A 22127-nucleotide genomic window follows, 5' to 3' on the forward strand; every position below is an offset into this window, starting at 1 on the left:
TCGGCCTGTAAACAAACACCTAAATCCGGGCTTTCCGGGTTAATTTAGGGGCAGTTTCGCGCTGCCCCTTTCTAAAACATAAAAAAACCTGTAAGAGCGGCCCATTGATTTTCCGTGCATCCATCTTGGCGCGGCTCCCAACTCATACAGAAGTGATCTCTATATGGAATTGCGTAATATCGCTATTATCGCACACGTTGACCATGGCAAAACCACGCTGGTTGACGAACTGCTGAAGCAGTCCGGTTCTTTCCGCGACAATCAGCGCGTCGCAGAACGCATGATGGATTCGAACGACATCGAAAAGGAACGTGGGATTACCATTCTCGCGAAAGCCACTTCGGTTGTTTGGAAGAACACACGCATCAACATCGTTGATACGCCAGGTCACGCCGATTTTGGCGGTGAAGTTGAGCGTATTCTTTCGATGGTGGACGGAGCGATCGTGCTCGTTGATGCCGCTGAAGGCCCAATGCCACAGACGAAGTTCGTTGTTGGTAAGGCACTCAAGGTTGGCCTTCGTCCGATCGTTGCGATCAATAAGATTGACCGTCCAGATGGTCGCCATGAAGAAGTCATCAACGAAGTTTTCGACCTCTTCGCCAATCTTGATGCGACCGACGAACAGCTCGACTTTCCAGTTCTTTACGGTTCAGGCCGTAACGGCTGGATGGCACTGAACCCGGAAGGTCCGCAGGACGAAGGTCTGGCACCACTGTTCGATCTGGTTCTCAAGCACGTTCCAGCGCCAAAGGTTGCTGAAGGTCCGTTCCGCATGATCGGTACGATTCTTGAAGCTGATCCGTTCCTTGGACGTATCATCACAGGTCGTATTCACTCCGGTTCCATCAAGGCTAACCAGGCTGTCAAGGTTCTCGGTCAGGATGGTTCGCTGCTCGAAAATGGCCGTATCTCGAAGATTCTCGCGTTCCGCGGCATTGAGCGTCAGCCAATTGAGGAAGCACAGGCAGGCGACATCGTTGCTATCGCGGGCCTTTCCAAGGGCACTGTTGCTGACACGTTCTGTGATCCTTCAGTTAGCATTCCGTTGGAAGCGCAGCCAATCGATCCGCCAACTGTGACCATGTCCTTCATCGTCAATGACAGCCCTTATGCTGGTACTGAAGGCGATAAGGTGACGAGCCGCGTTATTCGTGACCGTCTGTTCAAGGAAGCAGAAGGCAACGTTGCGCTTAAGATCGAAGAATCAAACGAAAAAGATTCGTTCTTCGTTTCGGGTCGTGGCGAATTGCAACTTGCAGTTCTGATCGAAAACATGCGCCGTGAAGGCTTCGAGCTTGGCGTTTCGCGTCCACGCGTCGTCATGAAAGACGGTGAAAACGGCGAAAAGCTTGAGCCTATCGAAGAAGTGGTCATCGACGTCGATGAAGAATATTCGGGTACTGTTGTTCAGAAAATGTCTGAACGTAAGGCCGAAATGGTCGAACTGCGTCCTTCGGGCGGCAACCGCGTTCGTATGGTGTTTTATGCACCGACCCGCGGTCTGATCGGCTATCAGTCGGAACTTCTGACCGATACACGCGGCACGGCGATCATGAACCGTCTGTTCCATGATTATCAGCCATTTAAGGGTGAAATCTCGGGTCGTAACAATGGCGTTCTGATTTCCAACGATCAGGGTGAAGCGGTTGCTTATGCGCTGTTCAACCTCGAAGATCGTGGTCCGATGATCATCGATGCTGGCGTCAAGGTCTATCAGGGCATGCTGATCGGTATTCACTCGCGCGATAACGATCTGGAAGTCAACGTATTGAAGGGCAAGAAGCTCACCAACATCCGTGCCGCCGGTAAGGATGAAGCCGTGAAGCTGACGCCTCCGATCCGTATGACGCTGGAACGCGCTCTGTCGTGGATTCAGGACGACGAACTGGTCGAAGTGACGCCAAAGTCGATCCGTCTGCGCAAGCTCTACCTCGATCCAAATGAGCGCAAGCGCTTTGAAAAGAGCAAGTCGAGCGCAGCTTAATTGCTCTGACGATATAAAAACGGCGCCTTACGGCGCCGTTTTTATTATGTTTTATTTTATCGCTCGCCGCGGCGATAAGGCTGCATCAATGCCTGTGGTACGCGTGCACGGCGCGCCATGACGACGAGTGCTGCAATTGACATGATGTAAGGGATCATCAGGAAAAGTTGATAAGGCACCAGCTTCCCATAGACCGTTTGCAACCGGAGCTGGAATGCGTCGAACAGTGCAAAGAGCAGGGCGCCCAAAAGTGCACGGGCAGGATTCCATGAGGCGAATACGACAAGCGCGATGCAGACCCAGCCGCGTCCCTGCATCATGGTCGGGAAGAACGAGTTGAACGCAGAGAGCGTGAGAAACGAACCGCCGACAGCCATCAGCGCACTGCCGAACATGATCGTGAAAATACGCACACGGATAGGATTGATGCCTTGCGCTTCCGCGGCATGCGGGTTTTCGCCGGTCATGCGGATGGCGAGGCCAAGCGGTGTGCGGAAAAGAACATAACCCAGCAGAAGTGCCAGCGGAATGGCAAGCCATGTCAATGCCGTCTGGGTGCCTAGAACTTGTCCGATAAACGGAATATCGGAAAGCCACGATGGATTAACTGGCTGGAACGGCGTAATCGATGGTGGCGTTGAGGATAGTGGCACCAGAAGGCGAAACAGGAAGTAACTGAGGCTCGAGGCAAAGAGCGTTATGCCAAGGCCGACAACATGTTGCGAGAGCCCCAGCGGCACGGTCAGTGCTGCATGCAACAGGCCAAACACGGCACCCGATGCTGCCGCTGCCAGCACGCCCACCCAGAGGTCAGCCCCGTTAAAGACAGTCAACCAGCCGATCATGGCGCCAAAGGTCATAATCCCTTCAATGCCGAGATTGAGTACGCCCGCACGTTCGCAATAAAGCGCGCCGAGCGTGCCGAAAATCAGCGGCGTTGCGATGCGCAGGACCGAGACCCAGAGGCCAGCGGAAAGCAGGATATCCATCAGCTCGTTCATCGGGCGATCCTGTATTGGGTGAAGAAGAGTGCAACCAACATGGTGAGCAGTGAGAGCGCCACAGTCACATCGGCGATGAAGCTTGGAATGCCAATAGCGCGGCTCATGCCGTCTGCACCCACGAACATGGCGGCGGCAAAGAGCGCCGAGAAAATCGCGCCGATGGGATTGAGATTGGCGAGCATGGCAACGATGATGCCGGAATAACCAAAGCCCGGCGAAAGGTCGGTCGTGACATAGCCTTTCACGCCCATGACTTGTATGGCACCGGCAAGACCAGCCAGACCACCGGAAATGCACGCAACTTTCACCAGTGTTTTGCCAAGCGGAACACCTGCGAAACGTGCGGCTTTCGGATTAAGCCCCGCAGCCTTGGTTTCAAGGCCAAACACTGTACGCTTTTGCACGTAGGCAATGATGAGGGCGAGGACTATGGCAATCACGATGCCAATATGAAGCCGCATGCCCGACATGATTTTTGGCAGCACAGCTGCATCCGGTATTGGCTCTGACTGCGGCCAGCCAAAAGCCAGCGGGTCTTTCATCGGGCCTTCTATCATCATCGAAACGAAGAGAACCGCGACGAAATTGAGCAGCAATGTGGTCACGACTTCATCAACACCAAAGCGCAAACGCAGGCCAAGCGGGATCAAAAGGAAGATCATCCCGGCAATAGCGCCGACGATCAGCAGAAGTGGAATAAGCAGGGCTGCGGGGAGGGCTAATTGCGTACCGAAGGCGACAACTGCAAGCGCGCCCATATAAAATTGGCCTTCAGCGCCAATATTCCAGAGTTTAGAACGGAAGGCGACAGCCGCAGCAAGGCCAGTTAGCATTAACGGTGTGGCACGGGTCAGCGTTTCGGTGATTGAAAGCCTGGTTCCAAAAGCACCAATTGAAATCTGTTTGAAAGATTCAAACACTGGCGCACCGGCGGCGGCGATCAGCAGTCCAGCGAGAACAAAGGCAGCAAACACTGCAATAATTGGAGCCGTTGCTACCAAAACCATGGGGCGAGTTTCGCGTCGTTCAATACGCATCAGTTCAGCCCCTTTGTGGTCTGTGTCTGCCATTCACCGGCCATCATCAGGCCCAGTCTTTGCGCATTGGCTTCGTTCGCATCAATTGGCGGTGACAGCTTACCCTTGACGATGGCCTGAACGCGATCAGCTAGACCGATAATCTCATCAAGATCTTCCGAGATGAGCAGCACTGCTGCTCCTTTGGAACGCGCTTCCAAAATGCGGGCGTGAATCGCAGCAACCGCACCTTCGTCGAGGCCGCGTGTTGGCTGCGCTGCAATCAGAATGCGGGGAGCCGTTTCAAGATTGCGGCCAAGAATTAGCTTTTGCATATTGCCGCCCGAGAGCAGGCGAATGCGGCTGTCGGGCGATCCACCGCGGACATCGAAATCTTTAATAATGCGATCCGTAAATTCACGCGCTGCCGTTCGATTGACCAGAATACCATTGGAAAACTGCGGATCACGCACGCGTTCGAGCACGGCATTTTCCCACAGAGTGAGGTCGCCAATTGCACCTTCCGCATTGCGATCTTCCGGGATGCGGCCAACACCCATGGCCACAAACTCACGCGCATCAAATTTCGTCACTGTCTGTCCGAATATCGCAAGTGAGCCGCTGGAAGGCTGACTAAGCCCTGAAACAAGACGACCCAGTGCTGCCTGACCATTGCCGGAGACACCGATGATACCCAACGTCTCGCCTGCACGCAGATGAAAATCGAGATCGGTCAGGCGTGTTGTGCCTTCCTCTATCACGGTCACGTTCTTTGCCTCAAGCAAAGTCTCACCGGGCGTCGCAGCTGCCCGTGAAGGGCGCGAAACACGACGACCGACCATGAGTTCGGCGAGCTCTTCCTTCGATGTTTCGGACGCTTTACGCTCAGCGACAAGCTTGCCACCGCGCAACACCACAACGCGGTCAGCTGCCGACATGACTTCGTGTAGTTTGTGTGAAATGAAAATGAGCGACAGGCCCTGACGCGCCATCTCTTTTAATGTCGCGAACAGATTTTCGGCTTCCTGGGTGGTCAGAACGGCAGTCGGCTCATCGAGGATGAGGATGTCCGCGTCATTATACAGCGCTTTAAGAATTTCCACGCGCTGCTGTTCGCCAACGGAAAGATCACCAAGCCGCGCATCAGGGTCCACTTGCAAGCCAAAGCGGCTGGCAATATTTGCGATTTTTGTGCGGGCCGCACGGTGCGCTGACTTCAGCTTCCACAGGCTTTCTGTCCCGGTGATGATATTTTCAAGAACTGTGAGGTTGGGAGCAAGGGTAAAATGCTGATGCACCATGCCAACGCCTGCATCGATTGCGGCGCGTGGCTTGCCCTGTGGGATTTCAGCGCCCTTGACAAAAACGCGGCCTTCATCTGGCACATAATGGCCGAAGAGGATATTCATCAGCGTGGTTTTTCCCGCGCCGTTTTCGCCCAGAAAGGCGAGGATTTCGCCGCGCTCAAGCTTCAACGAAATATCGTCATTGGCGGTCAGTGTGCCAAAGCGTTTTGTGATGTTTTGCAGTTCAAGAACTGTGGTGGTCATGCGTTCAACCCCGCAACGCCAAATTTGTGCTGCCAGCGATGGTCCTCTTCCATCAGCTCGCCAAGCTCTAAAAGCAGATTGTCCCCTCCCATCGGAGCAATCAACTGAATTGCAAGTGGCATACCATTCGTGTCCTCGCCAAAAGGCATCGAAAGTGCCGGAAAGCCGGAAATATTGGCCAATGCCGCATAAGGCGCAAAGGCATTCATCTTATGCCAGTGGGCGTCCACATCGTCATGATCCATCGGGTATGATCCGATTGGCTGCGGCCCGCACGCGAGCATCGGCGTAATCAGCACATCAAGATCGTGGAAAATCTGCCAGAGCTGATAGGCAGTCATCACACCACCATTCATAGCGTCGTAGAGTTCGACGGCGCTCATCTTGCGCCCGCGTGATGCCACGGCCTGTGTCAGTCTTTCGAGCTTTGCTTCATCAATGGAAAATGCATCAACTGCCGAGGCCAGATTTGCCGAGATAATCCGATCAAACGCAGTGGCACTCGCATCAACGAGAGGTGCAAGCGTTCCCGCGTCGATTGTATGGATTGTGTGGCCCTGCGTTTGCAGAAAGCGGGCTGCATCGTCAATCACTTGCTGACGCTCGTTCGTTACCGGATATCTTGGCAAATTTCCTGCGAGTACACCGATACGCAGTTTTGACGGCTTGATGTCTGATCGAAACGAGACGTCAGGCAGAAAGCTCTTAGTGTTGCCTGCAACGAGCGGGAACAGAGTTTTTGCATCGCGGATTGAGCGGCAAAGCGCAAATTCGCTTGCAATACCCGCGAGGTAGTTACCGAAATGCGGACCAGCGGGCATAGCACCACGGCTTGGCTTGAGGCCGATCAGCCCGCAAGTTGCAGCCGGAACGCGGATCGAGCCGCCTGCATCAGTTGCGTGCGCTATCGATACAATGCCTGCTGCAATGGCTGCAGCGGCACCACCAGATGAGCCTGCAGGTGAAAGCTTTTCATCGAAGGGGTGGCGGGCGAGGGGTCCGTTTATTGGCTCACTTGCAAGCGCCATCCCGAATTCAGGAACAGTTGTCGTGCCGAAAAAGTTAAGCCCAGCTTTGCGTAAACGTGCAGCGAGTTCTGAATCAAGGTGTCGCGGTGCATCTGCGCAAGCGCGCGATCCAAGCCGGATCGGCAGTCCAGCGCATGGGCCGCCGAGATCTTTGAAAAGCGACGGCACTCCGGCGAAAGGAGCTTTATGATCAAAAGCTTCCGCATTCTTACGCCCCAGTTCTTCGTCGAGATATGCAATGGCGCCCAAAGGGCGCCATTTTTCTGCTGCTTCAATTGCGGCATCCATAGCCTCTCGTGCGGTCAAAACGCCTTTCGCAATCGCTTGTGCGAGTGCTGTCGCATCTTGTTGCTTCATATCGAGTGCCACGTTGCTGTCCTGAAATTTCTTACTTAGGCTCTGCCGGATTTGGCTCGATCTTGAAAGTGCCAGCCTTAATCTCAGCGCGGCGCGCTTCCATCTTGGCTTCAACATCTGCCGGGGCGGCGCCCTTGACGTAAACGATGTCGTTACCACCTTCCTTCATCAGGCTGAATGGGGTGTAATCCTTGCCAGTCGGATTGCCAGCCTTGACGTCAGCAATGGCTGCATTGAGGATCGGACGGAAGTTCCATATTGCATTGGCGAAAACGGTGTCAGGGTAGCGCGGCGTGTAATCGATCAGCGAACCGATTGCCTTTACACCGCGTTCCTTGGCAGCGTCCGCGGTACCAATGCGTTCACCAAACAGAATGTCGGCACCAGCGTCGATCTGCGCGAGACCAGCTTCGCGTGCCTTTGGCGGATCGAAGAACGTACCGATAAAGGACGCATTGAACTTCGCATCAGGGCGGGTTTCTTTCACGCCTTCCTGAAATGCATTGATGAGCATATTGACTTCAGGAATTGGAATAGCTCCAACCGAACCGAAGGTGCCGGTCTTGCTCATGCCGCCTGCGAGCATGCCTGCAAGATAGGCTGCTTCAAAATTCCAGGTGCCAAACACGCCAAAATTGTCGCCCTGTTCCTTGCCGGAAGAGCCCATGATAAAGGTCGTCTGAGGATAATCGGCTGCGACCTGACGCGCTTCGCGTTCAACCGCGTAGGATTCGCCAACGATCAGCTTGATACCTTGTTCGGCATATTCGCGCATAGCGCGCGGGTAGTCACTGGCCGAAACGCCTTCCGAGAAGACATATTCAATAACGCCTTCGTCATTGGCTTGCTTGAGCGCTTCATGAAGGCGTGAGTTCCATGCATTTTCGACAGGCGATGCATGGATACCTGCAACTTTCAGCTTTTCTTCTGCTGCAAACGCGCCGCTGGACAGGGCAGTTACGCCGAGTGCTGCCGACATGACGAGAACGCTGCGGCGTGTGAATTTGGATGTTGTGGTCATAGGAACCCCTCTTGGGTGATTTAGACGTGCAATTATGCGCGACTTTTTGCTCTGCCTCTTTTGTTGAGGCTTATGAGCAATGTCACGTATTTCAGACGAATCTGCCGTTAATTCAAGCGCTTTTATCAGACGATTGAAAAACAGGCATTAGTTTTCCGTCGCATTTCTGTGGGTATTATCCGCGTGGCGCGTAATCCGCGCCATCAACGGTTGAAGGCCGCCCTGCGAGGTTCAAATTGCTGATGCGCTGCGGCGTTTCAGCAATAATTTTACCACGCTTGACGACTGTCAAACGGTTGGCCTTGAGACGCAACGCTTCCAGCGGATCGCGTGCCTGAAGCACCACAAAATCTGCATTACAGCCTTTTTCAAGGCCGTAACCTTCGAGACCAAGTGCCTTAGCGGAATTGACAGTGAGTGAGTTGAAGACCTGCTTCTTGCCTTCGATCGACGTCATTTGTGCCACATGCACAGCCATATGGCCGACTTCAAGCATGTCGCCTGAACCCATCGAGTACCATGGGTCCATCACGCAATCGTGGCCGAAGGCAACGTTAACGCCAGCAGCCATCAGTTCCGGCACACGGGTCATGCCACGGCGCTTCGGATAGGTATCGGCGCGGCCCTGCAGGGTGATGTTGATGAGCGGGTTTGGAATGGCGTTCATCTGCGCTTCCGCAATCAGCGGGATCAGCTTGGACACATAATAATTGTCCATGGAGTGCATGGATGTGAGATGCGAGCCAGACACGCAGCCTTGCAGACCAAAACGCATTGTTTGTGCTGCCAGCGTCTCAACATGGCGTGACATTGGATCGTCGGTCTCGTCGCAGTGGATATCGACCGGCAGTCCACGCTCCGCAGCAATGCGGCAGAGTGCTTCCAGCGAGGCAGCACCGTCTGACATGGTGCGCTCAAAATGCGGAATACCACCGACCACATCGAGGCCCATATCGAGCGAACGATTGACAAGTTCGACAGCGCCAGGCGAACGATAATAGCCGTCCTGCGGGAAAGCCACGAGCTGAAGGTCGATATAAGGCTTAACCTTTTCGCGCACTTCGATCATCGCCTCAGCAGTGAACAGGCGTGGGTCACTCACATCGACATGGCTGCGAATGGCAAGCAGGCCCTGACTGACAGCGAGATCACAATAGCGCAAAGCGCGCTCGACCATGGCTTCAACGCTCAGCATGGGCTTCAGTTCGCCCCAGAGCGCAATGCCTTCCAGCAGCGTGCCAGAGCGGTTGAGGCGTGGCAGGCCGAGCGAAAGGGTGGCGTCCATATGGAAATGCGGATCAACGAAAGGCGGTGTGACCAGACGATTGGAGGCGTCTATTTCTTTCGCTGCCTGATGTTCGCCTTTCGATGGCCCAATATCGGCAATTTTGCCGTCTTTGACCAGAATGTCCTGCTTTTCACGTCCGTCGGGAAGATTGGCGTTTCTCACAATCAAATCGAACATCGGCGGACCTTTCATATTTTGGCAGGGTGAGCGGCGGGCGGGACGCTGGCTCATTTTTCATTGCCTTATACCCAAGTTTGCGCGTGTGCAATGCTAACGCATCCTTAAGGGGTCGTCATCCGCAACGTAAAATGGTAGGCCCGCCAAATACCGTTTGCAGGATAGTCATGTTCACCATCAGTCGCATTGAAACCATCACACAAGAGATAAAGAAAAGTCGGTTTCTGGCTATTGCCGCTCCTGTCGCCAATGAACAGGCTGCAAAGGACTTTCTCGTTGAATATTCAGATCTTGCTGCGACCCATAATTGCTGGGCATGGCGGATGGGGCAGAACTATCGCTTCAGCGATGACGGTGAGCCGAGCGGCACGGCAGGCAAGCCAATTTTGCAGGCGATAGACGGCCAACAGCTCGATAACATTGTTGTGGTTGTTACGCGCTGGTTCGGAGGTATTCTGCTAGGCAGTGGCGGATTGATGCGTGCCTATGGTGGCACGGCAGCTATGTGTTTGCGACAAGCTGAAAAGACAGAGGTGATCCCCGTCATTGGCTTTGCGCTCGCCTGTGATTTTTCAGATCATGCACTTCTGAAAGCGCGGCTTACGGCCGTCGAGCATGTGACGATTGCGCATGAGAATTTCACAGCAACGGGCGTTGAAATTACCGGCGCGATGCCGCTCGCTGTTCAAAGTGAGCTGGCACAGCTTGTTACTGATCTTACGCGTGGAAAAACGATCATCGAGTTTGATGAGTAATCACGAAAGCTGCGATTTGCGCAATGCTTCCGCTGAATAATGTTTGCGCTTATCCGCATACATTAGAAGATCAGCGCGCTTGGCAACCGTTTCCAATTTTTCGCCCGGCATGCTCGTGGCCGCGCCCATCGAAAGTTCAATCTTGAGGTGGGAGTAATACTGATTGTTGATGTCGATCAGCCGACGAATATCTTCCATAACCGCATCCGTGCCGCGCTCGTCCACATAGGGCAGCACGACTGCAAACTCATCGCCGCCGATGCGGGCTGCGTGACCGGGTAGTTTAACTGCTTCGTTCAGCACTTCGCCTACCCGGCGCAGCAAGCCGTCGCCGCTGGCATGACCAAGCTGATCATTGGCAGTTTTGAGGCCGTTGAGATCAATAATGATGATCGATACCGGTTCATGATTTTTACGCTCAAGGCGATTGAGCTCATCAACATAGAAGGCACGGTTGTGCAACTTGGTCAGAACATCATGTTTGCCGAGATATTCGAGATAGGCTTCCGCTTTTTTGCGAGCTGTAATGTCCGCAAGGGCAACCTGCACCAGTGACCAATCGGCTTCATGGCCCGGAAGTACTGAGAACTGCAACAATAGATGTCGCTCCGTGCCATCAAGTGCATAGTTGATGACTTCACGACGTTGAAAATAGACGCCATTCCAGAGATCGATCAGTTGTTCACGAAAATTCGTCTCCATATCGCCTTTAAAGACCTGTGGCAGATTTTTAAGAAGTGTCTCTTTGTCGGGTGCCGCGAATAAATCGAGCGTTTCGCGATTGATGTCGAGAACACGAATTTCGCTCATGCACTGGCGTACAAATTCTGGATGCACATCGGTAAAGACGCGGAAATCCTCAATCCCACGCTCGCGGATGTCATCCATCAACTGCTTGATGCGGCTGAAATCTTCAACCCAAAGCGAAACAGGTGAATGTTCAAACAGGCCTTCGGCATGCTGTTTGTGTTTGCTTTGCTCGCGCCGCGCTTCTTCCCGTGCCGTCACATCTTCAATGGATAAAAGAACACGATCCCACGTTTCTTCATGGCCGGGGAGAATTACGCCTTTAAGCTGAATATCAAGGCGCTTACCATTGAGCGAATAATTGATGGTATCGCTGTTAAACGCGTTGTCGCCATTCCAGAGCTGAACCATTTCTTCGATATGTGGGTCGAGCATGTCGTCACGGAAAACGCGCTCCAGATTTTCAATCAGATGATTGATGTTCTCCGCTTCATAAAGCGACAGCGTTTTACGATTAACCTTGAGAACACGGATGTGGCTTGTGCAGATGCGCAAGCGGTTGGTATCCTCTTTTAGAAATGCTCTCAGGTCTGTAATGCCGATTTTGCGCCACTGCTCGAACTGCTTTCGCAATCCGCTGTAATCTTCGAGCCAAAGAGAAATTGGTGCTAGTTCGAAGACATTGGCACCATCAGTCAATGCGAATTCCATATTCATGATCAGGCTCTTCGACAAAAGCGAAACGGTAGTCAGTGTGTATCAGATGCCACACCGAAAATGCCTTATATGATGGAGAATAATAATTAACCAGTGTTTATATAGCCGAAGGTTTATTAACCAAAACTATAATGGGGTAGGGAATAATCAGATTGGTAGAGACATCTGACCCGATAACAATTATCGATTGTATGGGGAATTTTTATAATTCATTTGTTTTCTCGTCCTATGAACTGCCAATGAAAGCGGATGAGATGTGCCTTGCGGGCATGCACAACGGGGATCACCTAATATGGATGAACGGCTCAAAAGCCATGAAGTGCCTTTGGCCGTTGATCTGGACGGAACGCTGATCGCGACTGACCTGCTGTGGGAAAGCATCTTCGTTCTACTCAAACGAAATCCGCTATATTTGCTTTTGCTGCCTGTCTGGTTGTTATCCGGCAAAGCCAATTTGAAACAGCAGATCGCCAGTCGTATTTCGTTTGATGTTACTTTGCTGCCATATCGGCAGGATTTTCTCGAGTATCTTCAGCATCAACATGCAAGCGGGCGCAGATTGGTGCTCGCAACAGCAGCAGCGGAACCCTTGGCGGAGGCTGTCGCGGAAGAGCTGGGGATTTTTGAAGCGGTTTTTGCGACTTCAGGTACGACCAATTTGTCTTCGCATCGTAAAGCGAAGGCGCTGACCGATCAGTATGGAGCAAAGGGCTTTGATTACGCTGGTAATGACCGTGCTGATCTTGCGGTTTTCGCCGCTGCGCGTGAAGCAGTCGTCGTTGCACCCGATCGTCTGGCCTCGCGGTTTCAAAAAGTCAATGATAGCCAACTGTTTGAAAAACCGGTGACTGGCATAAAGCCATATCTCAAGATGCTGCGCGTGCATCAATGGCTTAAAAACCTGTTGGTTTTTGTGCCTGCTATTCTGGCACATACTATCTTTCTTGCAGAGGACTTCATTGCTTCCATTTTAGCCTTCATCGCTTTTTCGGCAGCAGCTTCGGCAATCTATATCATCAATGATATCATTGATTTACCGCTCGATAGACAACATGCCAGAAAGCGACTGCGTCCTTTTGCCAGTGGTGCGCTCAGCATTCCTTTTGGCTTGAAAGTTTCATTTCTGCTGCTTTTGATTGCGACAGTGACCTGTTTTTTCCTGCCATTGGCGTTCAGTCTGGTCATCGGCACTTACCTTGTCGCAACGACAGCCTATTCGCTTGTTTTGAAACGTGCTCTTCTTGTTGATGTTATTTGTCTTGCAGCACTTTATACGCTTCGGCTTTTGGGCGGCACTGCGGCGACAGAAATCCCACAGTCATTCTGGCTGATGGCGTTTGCAATGTTTTTCTTTTTGTCACTGGCGCTGGTCAAACGTTATGTCGAGTTGCAGAATTCGACCGTGACAGAAAAAGACCGCATTGCCGGGCGTGGATATCGACCGGAGGACATTGATATTGTCGGGCAAAGCGGCGTGGCATCCGGCTTTACAGCCGTCGTGGTTTTGGCACTTTATATCAATAGCGCCGCAGTCCAGCAGCTCTATACTTATCCATGGTTGATCTGGCCGCTTGTTCCAATTGTCCTCTACATCATTATCCGCGTGTGGATTCTGGCCCATCGCAAGGAAATGGACGACGATCCCGTCGTCTTTCTCGCCACTGACTGGCGTAGTCAGGTGGTCATCGCGATAGGCGCGGTTCTGCTGTTTATCGCCGGAAAGCCCTGATGAATCAGTCTTTCGACAGTTTTGGACGTATTGATCGCCACAAGCGCAACGCATTTACGTTCGATGATGTGTTTTCCAAACTGGAAGGCCCGGAAACGTTGCTGGCTTTCGGCAATGGACGCTCTTATGGCGACAGCTGCCATAATGATGCTGGTTTGCTTGTGCCGATGCTATCGCATAACCGCATTGTGAGTTTTGACCCTCACACGGGAATTCTGGAAGCAGAATCCGGCGCGCTGTTGAGCGAAATTATTCAGGCAGTTGTCAGATATGGCTATTTTCTGCCGGTGACGCCCGGGACGCGTTCCGTGACGCTTGGCGGTGCAATCGCCAATGATGTGCACGGCAAGAACCACCATTTGCGGGGAACATTCGGAAGCCATGTTGAGAGTCTGGAGCTGCTTCGTTCTGACGGAGTGCATTACGTTTGCTCAAGCGCTGAAAACGCTGAGCTCTTCGCGGCAACGATTGGTGGTATGGGCCTGACGGGGCTCATCCTCAATGCGCGCATCCGTCTGATGCCGGTTGGGTCGCTGGATGTCGAAGAACGCATCACGCCGTTTAAATGCCTGTCTGAGTATTTCGCAATTGCGGAAGAAGCCGACCGCGACAATGAATATGCGGTGGCTTGGGTGGACCAGTTGGCACGTGGTCACGCGGAGGGACGCGGTGTGCTGATAACGGGAAATCATGCTCTCAACGGCAATCGCACCGTCAAAAGCGCTGAAGCGCGGCTCGGTGTGCCCTTTGATCTGCCATTTTCGATGCTCAATAAGCTGAGCCTGACGGCCTTCAACACTCTCTATTTTCATGCAAAACGCCGCAAGCAGGAGCCGCATCTGACAGGCTTTGCGGGCTTCTTCTATCCGCTGGATGGTTTGCGCAATTGGAACCGCTTTTACGGCCCAGCCGGGCTATATCAGCATCAGAGCGTGATACCTTTCGAGGCGGCTGAGAAGACAATTCCGGCAATGCTGACAGCAAGTCGTGATGCCGGGCAGGCATCGTTTCTCACCGTATTGAAGCGGTTTGGCGAGGTCCATTCACCGGGGATGCTGTCATTTCCAAAGCCCGGTTACACGCTGACGATGGATTTTCCCAATCGCGGGCGCAAGACGCGCGATCTGCTGGACCAGCTTGACAAAATGACCGTTGAGGCTGGCGGGCGCGTTAATCCCTACAAGGATCAACGCATGAGTGCTGAAACGTTCAAGGCGGGCTTTCCAGAGTGGCAGCAGCTTGAAGACATGCGCGATGCGCGGTTCTGTTCCGATTTCTGGCGGCGTACCGCATTAAAAAATTAAACCACGGGACAGACGATGAAATATATCCCATTCATTCTCTTTACTGTCATGACCAATGCGGCAGCACAGCTGCTGCTCAAATATGGCATGATGACCTTCAGCAATGCCAGCTATACAGCGGATACGCTGATTTACCGGATCTTTCAGATTGTCTTTAATCCGTGGGTTTTCGCTGGTCTGACCATGTTCGTCATTTCAATGGCATCTCATATGTATGTGCTCTCAAAAGTCGATTTGTCTTTTGCCTATCCTTTTTTGAGCCTTGCCTATGTCGCCGTGGCAGTCTTTGCGTGGCTTTTGTTCAAGGAAGAACTGGGCGCCTATAAGATTGCGGGCATCGCCTTCATTTGCATTGGAACAGTGCTGATCGCGCAAAGCGGCAAGACGCCGACTGCCGAACAGAACGCGGCGGTTCAAGACCGTTCGGCATCATAAATTTAAGGTTGGGGCAGGATTATGAGACATATTATTTTCGGTGGCGACGGCTTTGTGGGGCGTTATCTGGCTCCCTTGCTTGTTGCTGACGGGCATGAAGTCATCGTCGCAGACATCGTGAAAAGCGATCTCGCGCATTATGCGCAGGCGACTTTCGTGCATACCGATGTGACCGACCCGGAAGCAATCCGCAAGCTTGGGATTCGCGCCGACGATATGGTCTATAATCTCTCGGCCAAGATGCTATCGCCGCTTCAAGTGCGGGCCAAGCGTCACGATTTCTTCTTTCCGGTCAATTATTACGGCACGGAAAACATTATCAAGGCAATGGACGCGGCTGGTGCAAAGCGCCTCGTGCATTTCACCACCGACATGGTTTATGGCCACACGTATGTCTGGCCACAGAAGGAAGATCACCCCTGCAATCCGCTGGGTGAATATGGCCTGTCAAAGCTAAAGACCGAGGAATTGGCCGCTGAGTGGCGCAAGAAAGGGATGAACATTTCGCTGTTTCGTCCGCGCCTGATTATCGGACCCGGACGCCTTGGCATTCTGGAAAAGCTGTTCAAGCTGATCGATAACAACCTGCCGGTGCCGATGATCGGCTCTGGCAAAAATCCTTATCAGTTCATTTCAGTGTTCGATTGTGCATCCGCTTGCTATGCGGCTTTCAAGGCAGGCGTGCCGAATGAGGTTTATAATCTCGGTTCACTCAATCCGCCACCAGTGCGTAAGTTGCTCGGCGATCTGGTCAAGCACGCAGGCTCGAAGTCCATCCTGGTGCCGACACCAGCCTGGGCGGTCAAACGCACGCTGGATTTCCTTGATTGGCTCAACAAGCCTTTGATGGACCCGGAGCAATATTTGATTGCTGATGAAATGTGCGTTCTCGATGTGTCGAAAGGCGAGCGGGAACTCGGCTGGGTGCCGCAATATCGCGATGAAGATATGCTGATCGCAGCCTATAGTGAATATCACAAAAAGCTTGCATCGAAGGCAGCGTGAGGACAGGTCATGACCAATCAAGTTATAACGAATACTACGCCCAAGCCGAAGCTTCTGACGGTTGAAGACGCCAAAGCGCTTGACCTGCCACGCATGACAGAGCTTTTCACTGGACACCTTAATCCGGGACAGCTGCATTTCATGAAGCTGCTCGGCTTTCACAAGGTGAAAATCGAGCGTGCCGAAGGCATGTATTATTACGATCAGAACGGCCGTAAGATCCTCGATTTCTTCGGTGGTTTCGGTTCGCTGGCACTCGGTCATAATCACCCGCGTATTCTTGAAGCGCGCCGCAAGTTTCAGGAGGAAATGCGGCACGAAATCGCTATCGCCTTCATGTCGCAATATGCGGCGGCCCTTGCTTACGACATTGCTGCCTGTTCGCCGGGCGATCTTGATATGGTGTTCTTAGGCTCGTCCGGTTCGGAAGCTATGGAAGCTGCCATCAAGGTTGCAGAACGTGCTGCAGGGCCGAAGAAGCCGAAGATCGTTTATGCCGAAAATTCTTTTCATGGCAAAACCAAGGGTGTGCTGTCGATCACCGATGGCGGGCTTTATCGTGGTGAGTTCAAGTTGGTCGACAATACGGTGCGCGTACCGTTCGGCGATATCGATGCCATTGAAAACGCGTTCCGCGCGGACCCGGAAATTGGCGTCATCGTTCTTGAAACCATTCAGGGCGGTGGAGGCATTATTCAGGCCGATGCGTCATTCTGGCAGAAGCTGCGCCAGCTCTGTGATCAGTATGGTGTGATCTGGGTCGCCGACGAAGTGCAGTGCGGCTTTGGCCGTACCGGAAAGTTCTATGCCTTTGAACATTACGGCGTCATTCCGGATGTTACAGCGCTAGCCAAGTCATTAGGCGGCGGCAAAACGGCGATGGCCGCGATGATTGCCAAGCGCGATGTCTATATGAAAGCCTATGGTACGCCAAAAACGGCGATGATCCATGCCATGGCAACGTTCGGCGGCATTGGTGAAGCCTGCATCACCTCGATTGAAACGATCAATGTGCTTTACGACGAGCATCTTATAGATAATTCGGCGGAAACCGGCGATTATCTGCTGGAGCGTCTGAATGAGTTGCACGCGCGTTATCCGAAACTCATCAAGGACGTGCGCGGCAAGGGCATGATGGTTGGGTTGGAGTTCCATGATTTCTCCAACGCAATGCCAATGGTACTTCGACCTGTGCTGGCAATGCTTGATGACAAGCTGAAAGGCTCGTTGCCGGGCTTTATCGGCAGTCATCTGCTGCGTGATCACGGCGTATTGGTGGCTTTCACCGAGTATAATCGCAATGTGATCCGCCTTGAGCCGCCACTGATTTGTAGCCGTCAGCATGTCGATGAGTTCATCGCAGCGCTTGATGAAATTCTTGGACGCGGCATTGTTGGCATCGTCAAGGATTTCGTGAAAGCGCAGATTAAGTAAAGAAAAAAGCCGGGTAAATCCCGGCTTTTTTCTTATTTAAGAATGCCGGGACGTAGCAGCAAATCCCAGCACGGGTCGAGAGCAATCACATCGCGATCTTTGAGTGCATCGGCATAGATTTCCTGTAAGGCAAGCCGGGATGTCGTCATCGGACATTTCGGGCGCAACACGCCATCCGTTGCTTGAACTGCAGCTCTGGTTTCAGGCGACATGGGGGGAACGGTGCGAAATGGATCAGCGCCGATCTGGATTTTACGGGCGGCATTGCGATCAAGTAGCCACGGAAACGGATCGGTGAAGTCGAGTGTCATCAACGACTTTAATTGGATGCTGTTTTCTTTCTCGAATTTTTTGAGCGCCTTGACCGCTTCGTCAACCGAGATAAGCCAGTAAATTTGATAGTCGAGCTCGGAATACAGCCGCCAGCTTGGCAATTGTCCTTGTTGTGCCAGTGCTTCATAAGGCGTTGAATAATCTGCATAGTGCTGCGGCAAGAGTTTGGCCCGTTCCATCATGTCGGTTCGGGTGGAAATCTGAGCCATGTTTTTCAGCTCGGTAACGGGCGGCTGAACATAGGTTGGGGCGACTGCAATTGCGCGCAACACCTTATGACCAACTTTGCTAACCGTAGGGACTGCGACGAAGGCTGTAAGGATCAGCACAGTCATCTTGATTTTATTGTCGTTCAACGGTTTGATGCGTTGCCAGATCATCAGCAAAACCGGCCACAGAAAAATGAACTCCTGACTGCCTGTGTTTTGTGTTTCGACAAAAATCCCGCCGGCAACGGTGATTGCGAGCCAAACTGAGCTGCGATCGAAAAAGCGGGTTGGCGTAATATTATGGCGTGTTTCGTGCCAAAACAACACAACAGCCAGAGCGCTTGCTGGCAAAATAACATCGAGCTTGCCGGATATGACTGTGAGAAAGCGTGGCAGCAACGCTGCTTGGTTTAGCATAAGCAATTGGCTGATATCTGCGAGATAGGCGGATATCATATGGCCATTGAGTTCCAATCCGGCGAGCAACACGAGGGCTGCGATAATAGCGATCAGAACATTGCTTAAGGAGATACGCCCGGCAAGAAGGGCTGTAAATCCGAAGAGTCCTCCAACGAGAAAACCAGTGACCTTCGTCAGAAACAGGCAAAGCATTGTCGCGGCACAAAACAGCGCCAGTTTTCTGCTGTTGGGCATGAAAATAAGCCCGGCGACCAGCACATAAAGCAACAAACACACGTGTCGATTATAAATGCCAAATCCGTCGAGACCCGGATATGATGTTTCAAGTTGGGCATTTGCTGGAGAGATAGCGAAAATCAAAAATGGGATTAGCAATGCAAAAGCTGTGGATCGGCTTTCACGGTCAACATCACAAAGGACGATAGCCATTAATGGTGCTGCGATTATGAGCGTCGACCATTGTGCTAGCAGCACTGGCTGAGCGTGAGAAAAGACGTTCAAACCCCAGGCGAACAGATAGTACTCAAGAGGACCTGCTGGGGTGAAGAAGTCAACCGACGGTATTTGCCCGATATTTATCCGTTGGGCTGCATCGAGGTAAATATAGGTGTCCCAATACATTGGGCCGATCGGCACAACCAATGGAAAGGTTAAAAATAGAACCGTTAAAGTGATTGTAACAAATATCCAAGTCAGCGGAGTGGTCAAAATCCGATGGCAGCCGAGCAACGTTTTGTTGTTGGTTGGAGGTGAGGTTTTCAAATGCTATCGCCACAAATACTTATCATTTTAATACCGTCGAACCACGGCGTTGTTAAGATCATCAAGTTATAACTCTGACTATTTTATAACGCTGATTATTAATAATCTTTGGATGCAAGCGAGCTCATTTCACCTTCCTGCAAATAATTTTGCTTTACGTACCTCAAAGCGAACGCTAAGGTTGGGTTGCGAGACTTTGGGAGGAGTTCACGTGCATCCAGATATTATCGCTGATATTCTTGCGTTGAAATTCTTTTGCGTAATGTCTTACGACAACGCTGTCTTTGGTATTAACGCATGATTCCTCTTTCCAGAGAACCGCGCGTTCCGCTTCTTGAAGCTGTGTCGTTGTCCAAGTCTTTTGGTCCCGTCCAGGTTCTCAAAGGGATCAATCTTAGCATCTATGGCGGCGAAGTTCATGCGATTATCGGCGAAAATGGTGCCGGTAAATCGACATTGATGAAGCTGCTCGCTGGCAATGAACGCCCGACAAGCGGTGAGATTCGGATTGATGGCAAGCCAATTGCATTTTCAGGGCCTGTTGAGGCTGAAGCGCAAGGCATTGTGCTTGTGCATCAGGAGATTTTGCTCGCGCCTGATCTGACTGTTGCCCAGAATATTTATCTTGGACGTGAGCTTTCAAACGGGCTTGTTGTCGATGATAAGTCGATGCGTGAAGGTGCGCGTAAAGCAGTTCGCGATCTTGGCGCCGACATTGATCCCGATGCGATTGTGGGCAGCCTTTCAATAGCGCAGCGCCAGCTTGTGCAAATTGCCCGCGTGCTGCTGGTGCCTCACCGCGTTGTCATTTTCGACGAACCCACAGCGTCGCTAACACCGGTTGAAACCGAAGCACTCTTGAAAGTAATTTGTGATATCCGCGCCAAAGGCGTGGCCGTTCTCTATATTTCGCATCGCCTGCCGGAAGTAAAAGAAATTTCGGATCGCATCACAGTTTTGCGTGATGGAACACTTGTCGCTGCGCACATGACTTCAGAGCTTCAGCCCAATGATATGGCCCGGCTGATGGTTGGTCGTGACGTGGCCAAGCTTTATCCGGATCGCGCATCGGAACGGTCGGATGAGACAGTGCTTGAAGTGCAAGACTTCACAGTTCCTGGCTATGTCAAAACAGCGAGCTTTGCTTTGCGCAAGGGCGAAATCCTGGGATTTGCAGGCTTGGTCGGTGCGGGCCGTACAGAGCTCATGGAAGGTGTGGTTGGCCTTCGTCCCGGCAAGGGACAGGTTCGGCACAATGGTAAATCCGTCAATTTCCATAATGCGCATGAAAGCCTGTCTGCCGGGATCGCTTATCTCAGTGAAGATCGCAAAGGCAAAGGTCTTTTGCTTGGTAAAGATCTTGGCATCAATCTGACACTTGCATCGATCAGCAAATTTGTCCGGGGCTTGCAGATCGACCGGAATAAAGAGCGCGTGGCGCTGGATGATGCGATCAAGGAATTTGATATTCGCACCGGACGCAAAGATATTCTCGCTGGCCAACTTTCAGGTGGAAATCAGCAAAAGCTGCTGCTGGCAAAAATGATGCTGCTGAATCCGTCTATCGTCATCATAGACGAGCCAACACGCGGCATTGATGTGGGTACCAAAGAACAGATTTATCAGTTCATCGCCAATCTTGCCGATGAAGGAAAATCGATCATTGTTGTGTCGTCAGAGATGCCAGAGCTTATCGGGATATGTGATCGCATCGTTGTCATGCGGGAAGGCTGTATTGCGGGTGAGGTGACAGGCGAACGCATGACCGAGCATGACATTGTTGTTCTAGCAACGGGCGTCAGCACAGAAGCGGCATAATTATAAATAGGGGTGTCAATGACTGACGTAGTGAATGACAAGAGCAAGGCGCCAAAAACGTCTAAAGACTGGGATCTGAGGGCGATCGCCCCTTTTATTGCGCTGCTTTTGCTGCTTGTTCTTGGAACAATTGCCAATCCAAATTTTATCAGCATCGACAATTTGCTGAACGTTGCGACACGCAGTGCCTTTATTGCGATTATCGCACTCGGCGCGACCTATGTGATCTCGGCGGGTGGGCTTGATCTATCCGTTGGCGCGATGGCTGCTTTTGTCGGCAGCATCATGATTATGTTTATGAACAGTGGCGTGATCGCTGATCCGGTCATGATGTTGATCGCGGCTGTGTTGCTGGCTGTGGTCGTTGGTGCGCTTTGCGGCTTGACCAACGGGTTGATCACGACAATGGGCGGGATAGAACCCTTCATTGCGACACTTGGAACAATGGGAATATATCGTGGTCTGACGACATGGCTGTCGCAAGGTGGTGCAATTACGCTGCGCAATCCTGAAATTCAGGCTCTTTATCGCCCTGCCTATTTTGGTGACGTGTTTGGCGTGCCAATTCCGGTCATTGCGATTTTTGTCACGGCAGCAATTGCGGCTTTCGTACTCTATCGTACGCGTTATGGACGTCATGTGATCGCTGTTGGCTCCAGCGAAGATGTGGCGCGTTATTCGGGCATCTCGGTCAAGCGCGTTCGCACAATTGCCTATATCGTGCAAGGGCTTTGCGTGGCTGTTGCCGTACTGCTTTATGTGCCGCGACTTGGCTCGACCTCGGCAACAACCGGCATGTTGTGGGAGTTGCAGGCAATTACGGCGGTTGTGGTTGGTGGCACGGCGTTGCGCGGCGGCGTGGGGCGCGTCTGGGGCACAATCTGCGGCGCGTTCATTCTCGAAATCGTTGGCAATATCATGCTGCTTTCCAACTTCATCAGCGAATATCTGATCGGCGCTATTCAGGGTGCCATCATTATCATTGCCATGCTGGTACAGCGCTCACTCTCACGACGATGAAGAGGGGCGTC

Annotated in this window: 17 protein-coding genes; 9 read left to right on the plus strand and 8 right to left on the minus strand. The window is 52.2% G+C overall.

Annotated features, from left to right (window positions below):
• The first annotated feature begins 163 nt into the window (after positions 1-163).
• Entirely contained in the window at positions 164-1987 is a 1824-nt protein-coding gene (typA, locus tag U2P60_RS03945; protein WP_313829324.1) for a translational GTPase TypA, read from the plus strand.
• Between the two features lie 56 nt (positions 1988-2043).
• On the opposite strand, the gene U2P60_RS03950 is transcribed toward typA, so the two are convergent.
• From U2P60_RS03950 to U2P60_RS03975, 6 genes are all read right to left on the minus strand, one after another.
• The gene (locus tag U2P60_RS03950; protein ID WP_413571403.1) at positions 2044-2988 is read right to left on the minus strand and encodes an ABC transporter permease; all 945 of its coding nucleotides are present in this window, start codon (positions 2986-2988) and stop codon (positions 2044-2046) included.
• Positions 2985-4028 carry an ABC transporter permease gene (locus U2P60_RS03955; RefSeq protein ID WP_413571990.1) on the minus strand — a complete coding sequence of 348 codons (1044 nt, stop codon included), beginning with the start codon at positions 4026-4028 and terminating at the stop codon, positions 2985-2987. The genes U2P60_RS03950 and U2P60_RS03955 overlap by 4 nt, the downstream gene beginning before the upstream one ends.
• Positions 4028-5557: an ABC transporter ATP-binding protein gene (locus U2P60_RS03960; protein WP_413571404.1), complete on the minus strand. Its 1530-nt coding sequence runs from the start codon at positions 5555-5557 to the stop codon at positions 4028-4030. The genes U2P60_RS03955 and U2P60_RS03960 overlap by 1 nt, the downstream gene beginning before the upstream one ends.
• Positions 5554-6942, minus strand: coding sequence for an amidase (locus U2P60_RS03965; RefSeq protein WP_413571991.1), 1389 nt, complete (start codon positions 6940-6942; stop codon positions 5554-5556). Before U2P60_RS03965 ends, U2P60_RS03960 begins: the two co-directional genes overlap by 4 nt.
• A 31-nt stretch (positions 6943-6973) precedes the next feature.
• Complete coding sequence (locus tag U2P60_RS03970; protein WP_413571406.1) at positions 6974-7963, minus strand: BMP family protein; 990 nt, start codon at positions 7961-7963, stop codon at positions 6974-6976.
• Positions 7964-8138: 175 nt separating this feature from the next.
• Positions 8139-9428, minus strand: a complete 1290-nt coding sequence (locus U2P60_RS03975; protein WP_413571992.1) for an amidohydrolase family protein — start codon at positions 9426-9428, stop codon at positions 8139-8141.
• A gap of 167 nt (positions 9429-9595) precedes the next feature.
• Between U2P60_RS03975 and U2P60_RS03980 the strand changes: the two genes are divergently transcribed.
• On the plus strand, positions 9596-10183 hold the full coding sequence (locus U2P60_RS03980; RefSeq protein WP_413571407.1) for an IMPACT family protein: 588 nt from the start codon (positions 9596-9598) through the stop codon (positions 10181-10183).
• Here U2P60_RS03980 and U2P60_RS03985 read toward each other — a convergent pair whose 3' ends face one another.
• Positions 10184-11647 (minus strand): diguanylate cyclase domain-containing protein, encoded by a 1464-nt coding sequence (locus U2P60_RS03985; protein WP_413571409.1) that lies wholly within the window; start codon positions 11645-11647, stop codon positions 10184-10186.
• Positions 11648-11939: 292 nt separating this feature from the next.
• Here U2P60_RS03985 and U2P60_RS03990 point away from each other — a divergent pair, with 292 nt between their 5' ends.
• From U2P60_RS03990 to U2P60_RS04010, 5 genes are read left to right on the plus strand one after another with little or no spacing between them, the layout of a single operon-like run.
• Entirely contained in the window at positions 11940-13376 is a 1437-nt protein-coding gene (locus tag U2P60_RS03990) for a UbiA family prenyltransferase (RefSeq protein WP_413571411.1), read from the plus strand.
• On the plus strand, positions 13376-14680 hold the full coding sequence (locus U2P60_RS03995; RefSeq protein ID WP_413571412.1) for an FAD-binding oxidoreductase: 1305 nt from the start codon (positions 13376-13378) through the stop codon (positions 14678-14680). Before U2P60_RS03990 ends, U2P60_RS03995 begins: the two co-directional genes overlap by 1 nt.
• A gap of 15 nt (positions 14681-14695) precedes the next feature.
• Positions 14696-15115 carry an EamA family transporter gene (locus U2P60_RS04000; protein WP_413571413.1) on the plus strand — a complete coding sequence of 140 codons (420 nt, stop codon included), beginning with the start codon at positions 14696-14698 and terminating at the stop codon, positions 15113-15115.
• Positions 15116-15136: 21 nt separating this feature from the next.
• Positions 15137-16120: an NAD-dependent epimerase/dehydratase family protein gene (locus U2P60_RS04005; RefSeq protein WP_413571414.1), complete on the plus strand. Its 984-nt coding sequence runs from the start codon at positions 15137-15139 to the stop codon at positions 16118-16120.
• Positions 16121-16129: 9 nt separating this feature from the next.
• Positions 16130-17554, plus strand: coding sequence for an aspartate aminotransferase family protein (locus U2P60_RS04010; RefSeq protein ID WP_413571415.1), 1425 nt, complete (start codon positions 16130-16132; stop codon positions 17552-17554).
• Positions 17555-17586: 32 nt separating this feature from the next.
• Here U2P60_RS04010 and U2P60_RS04015 read toward each other — a convergent pair whose 3' ends face one another.
• Positions 17587-18945 carry a hypothetical protein gene (locus U2P60_RS04015; protein ID WP_413571416.1) on the minus strand — a complete coding sequence of 453 codons (1359 nt, stop codon included), beginning with the start codon at positions 18943-18945 and terminating at the stop codon, positions 17587-17589.
• A gap of 630 nt (positions 18946-19575) precedes the next feature.
• Between U2P60_RS04015 and U2P60_RS04020 the strand changes: the two genes are divergently transcribed.
• Both U2P60_RS04020 and U2P60_RS04025 read left to right on the plus strand, forming a co-directional pair.
• Positions 19576-21096: a sugar ABC transporter ATP-binding protein gene (locus U2P60_RS04020; protein WP_413571418.1), complete on the plus strand. Its 1521-nt coding sequence runs from the start codon at positions 19576-19578 to the stop codon at positions 21094-21096.
• 18 nt (positions 21097-21114) lie between these two features.
• Entirely contained in the window at positions 21115-22116 is a 1002-nt protein-coding gene (locus U2P60_RS04025; RefSeq protein WP_413571420.1) for an ABC transporter permease, read from the plus strand.
• Positions 22117-22127 lie beyond the last annotated feature (11 nt).

This window comes from Brucella sp. H1_1004 (genome assembly GCF_047308065.1).
GTDB lineage: Bacteria > Pseudomonadota > Alphaproteobacteria > Rhizobiales > Rhizobiaceae > Brucella > Brucella pseudogrignonensis_B.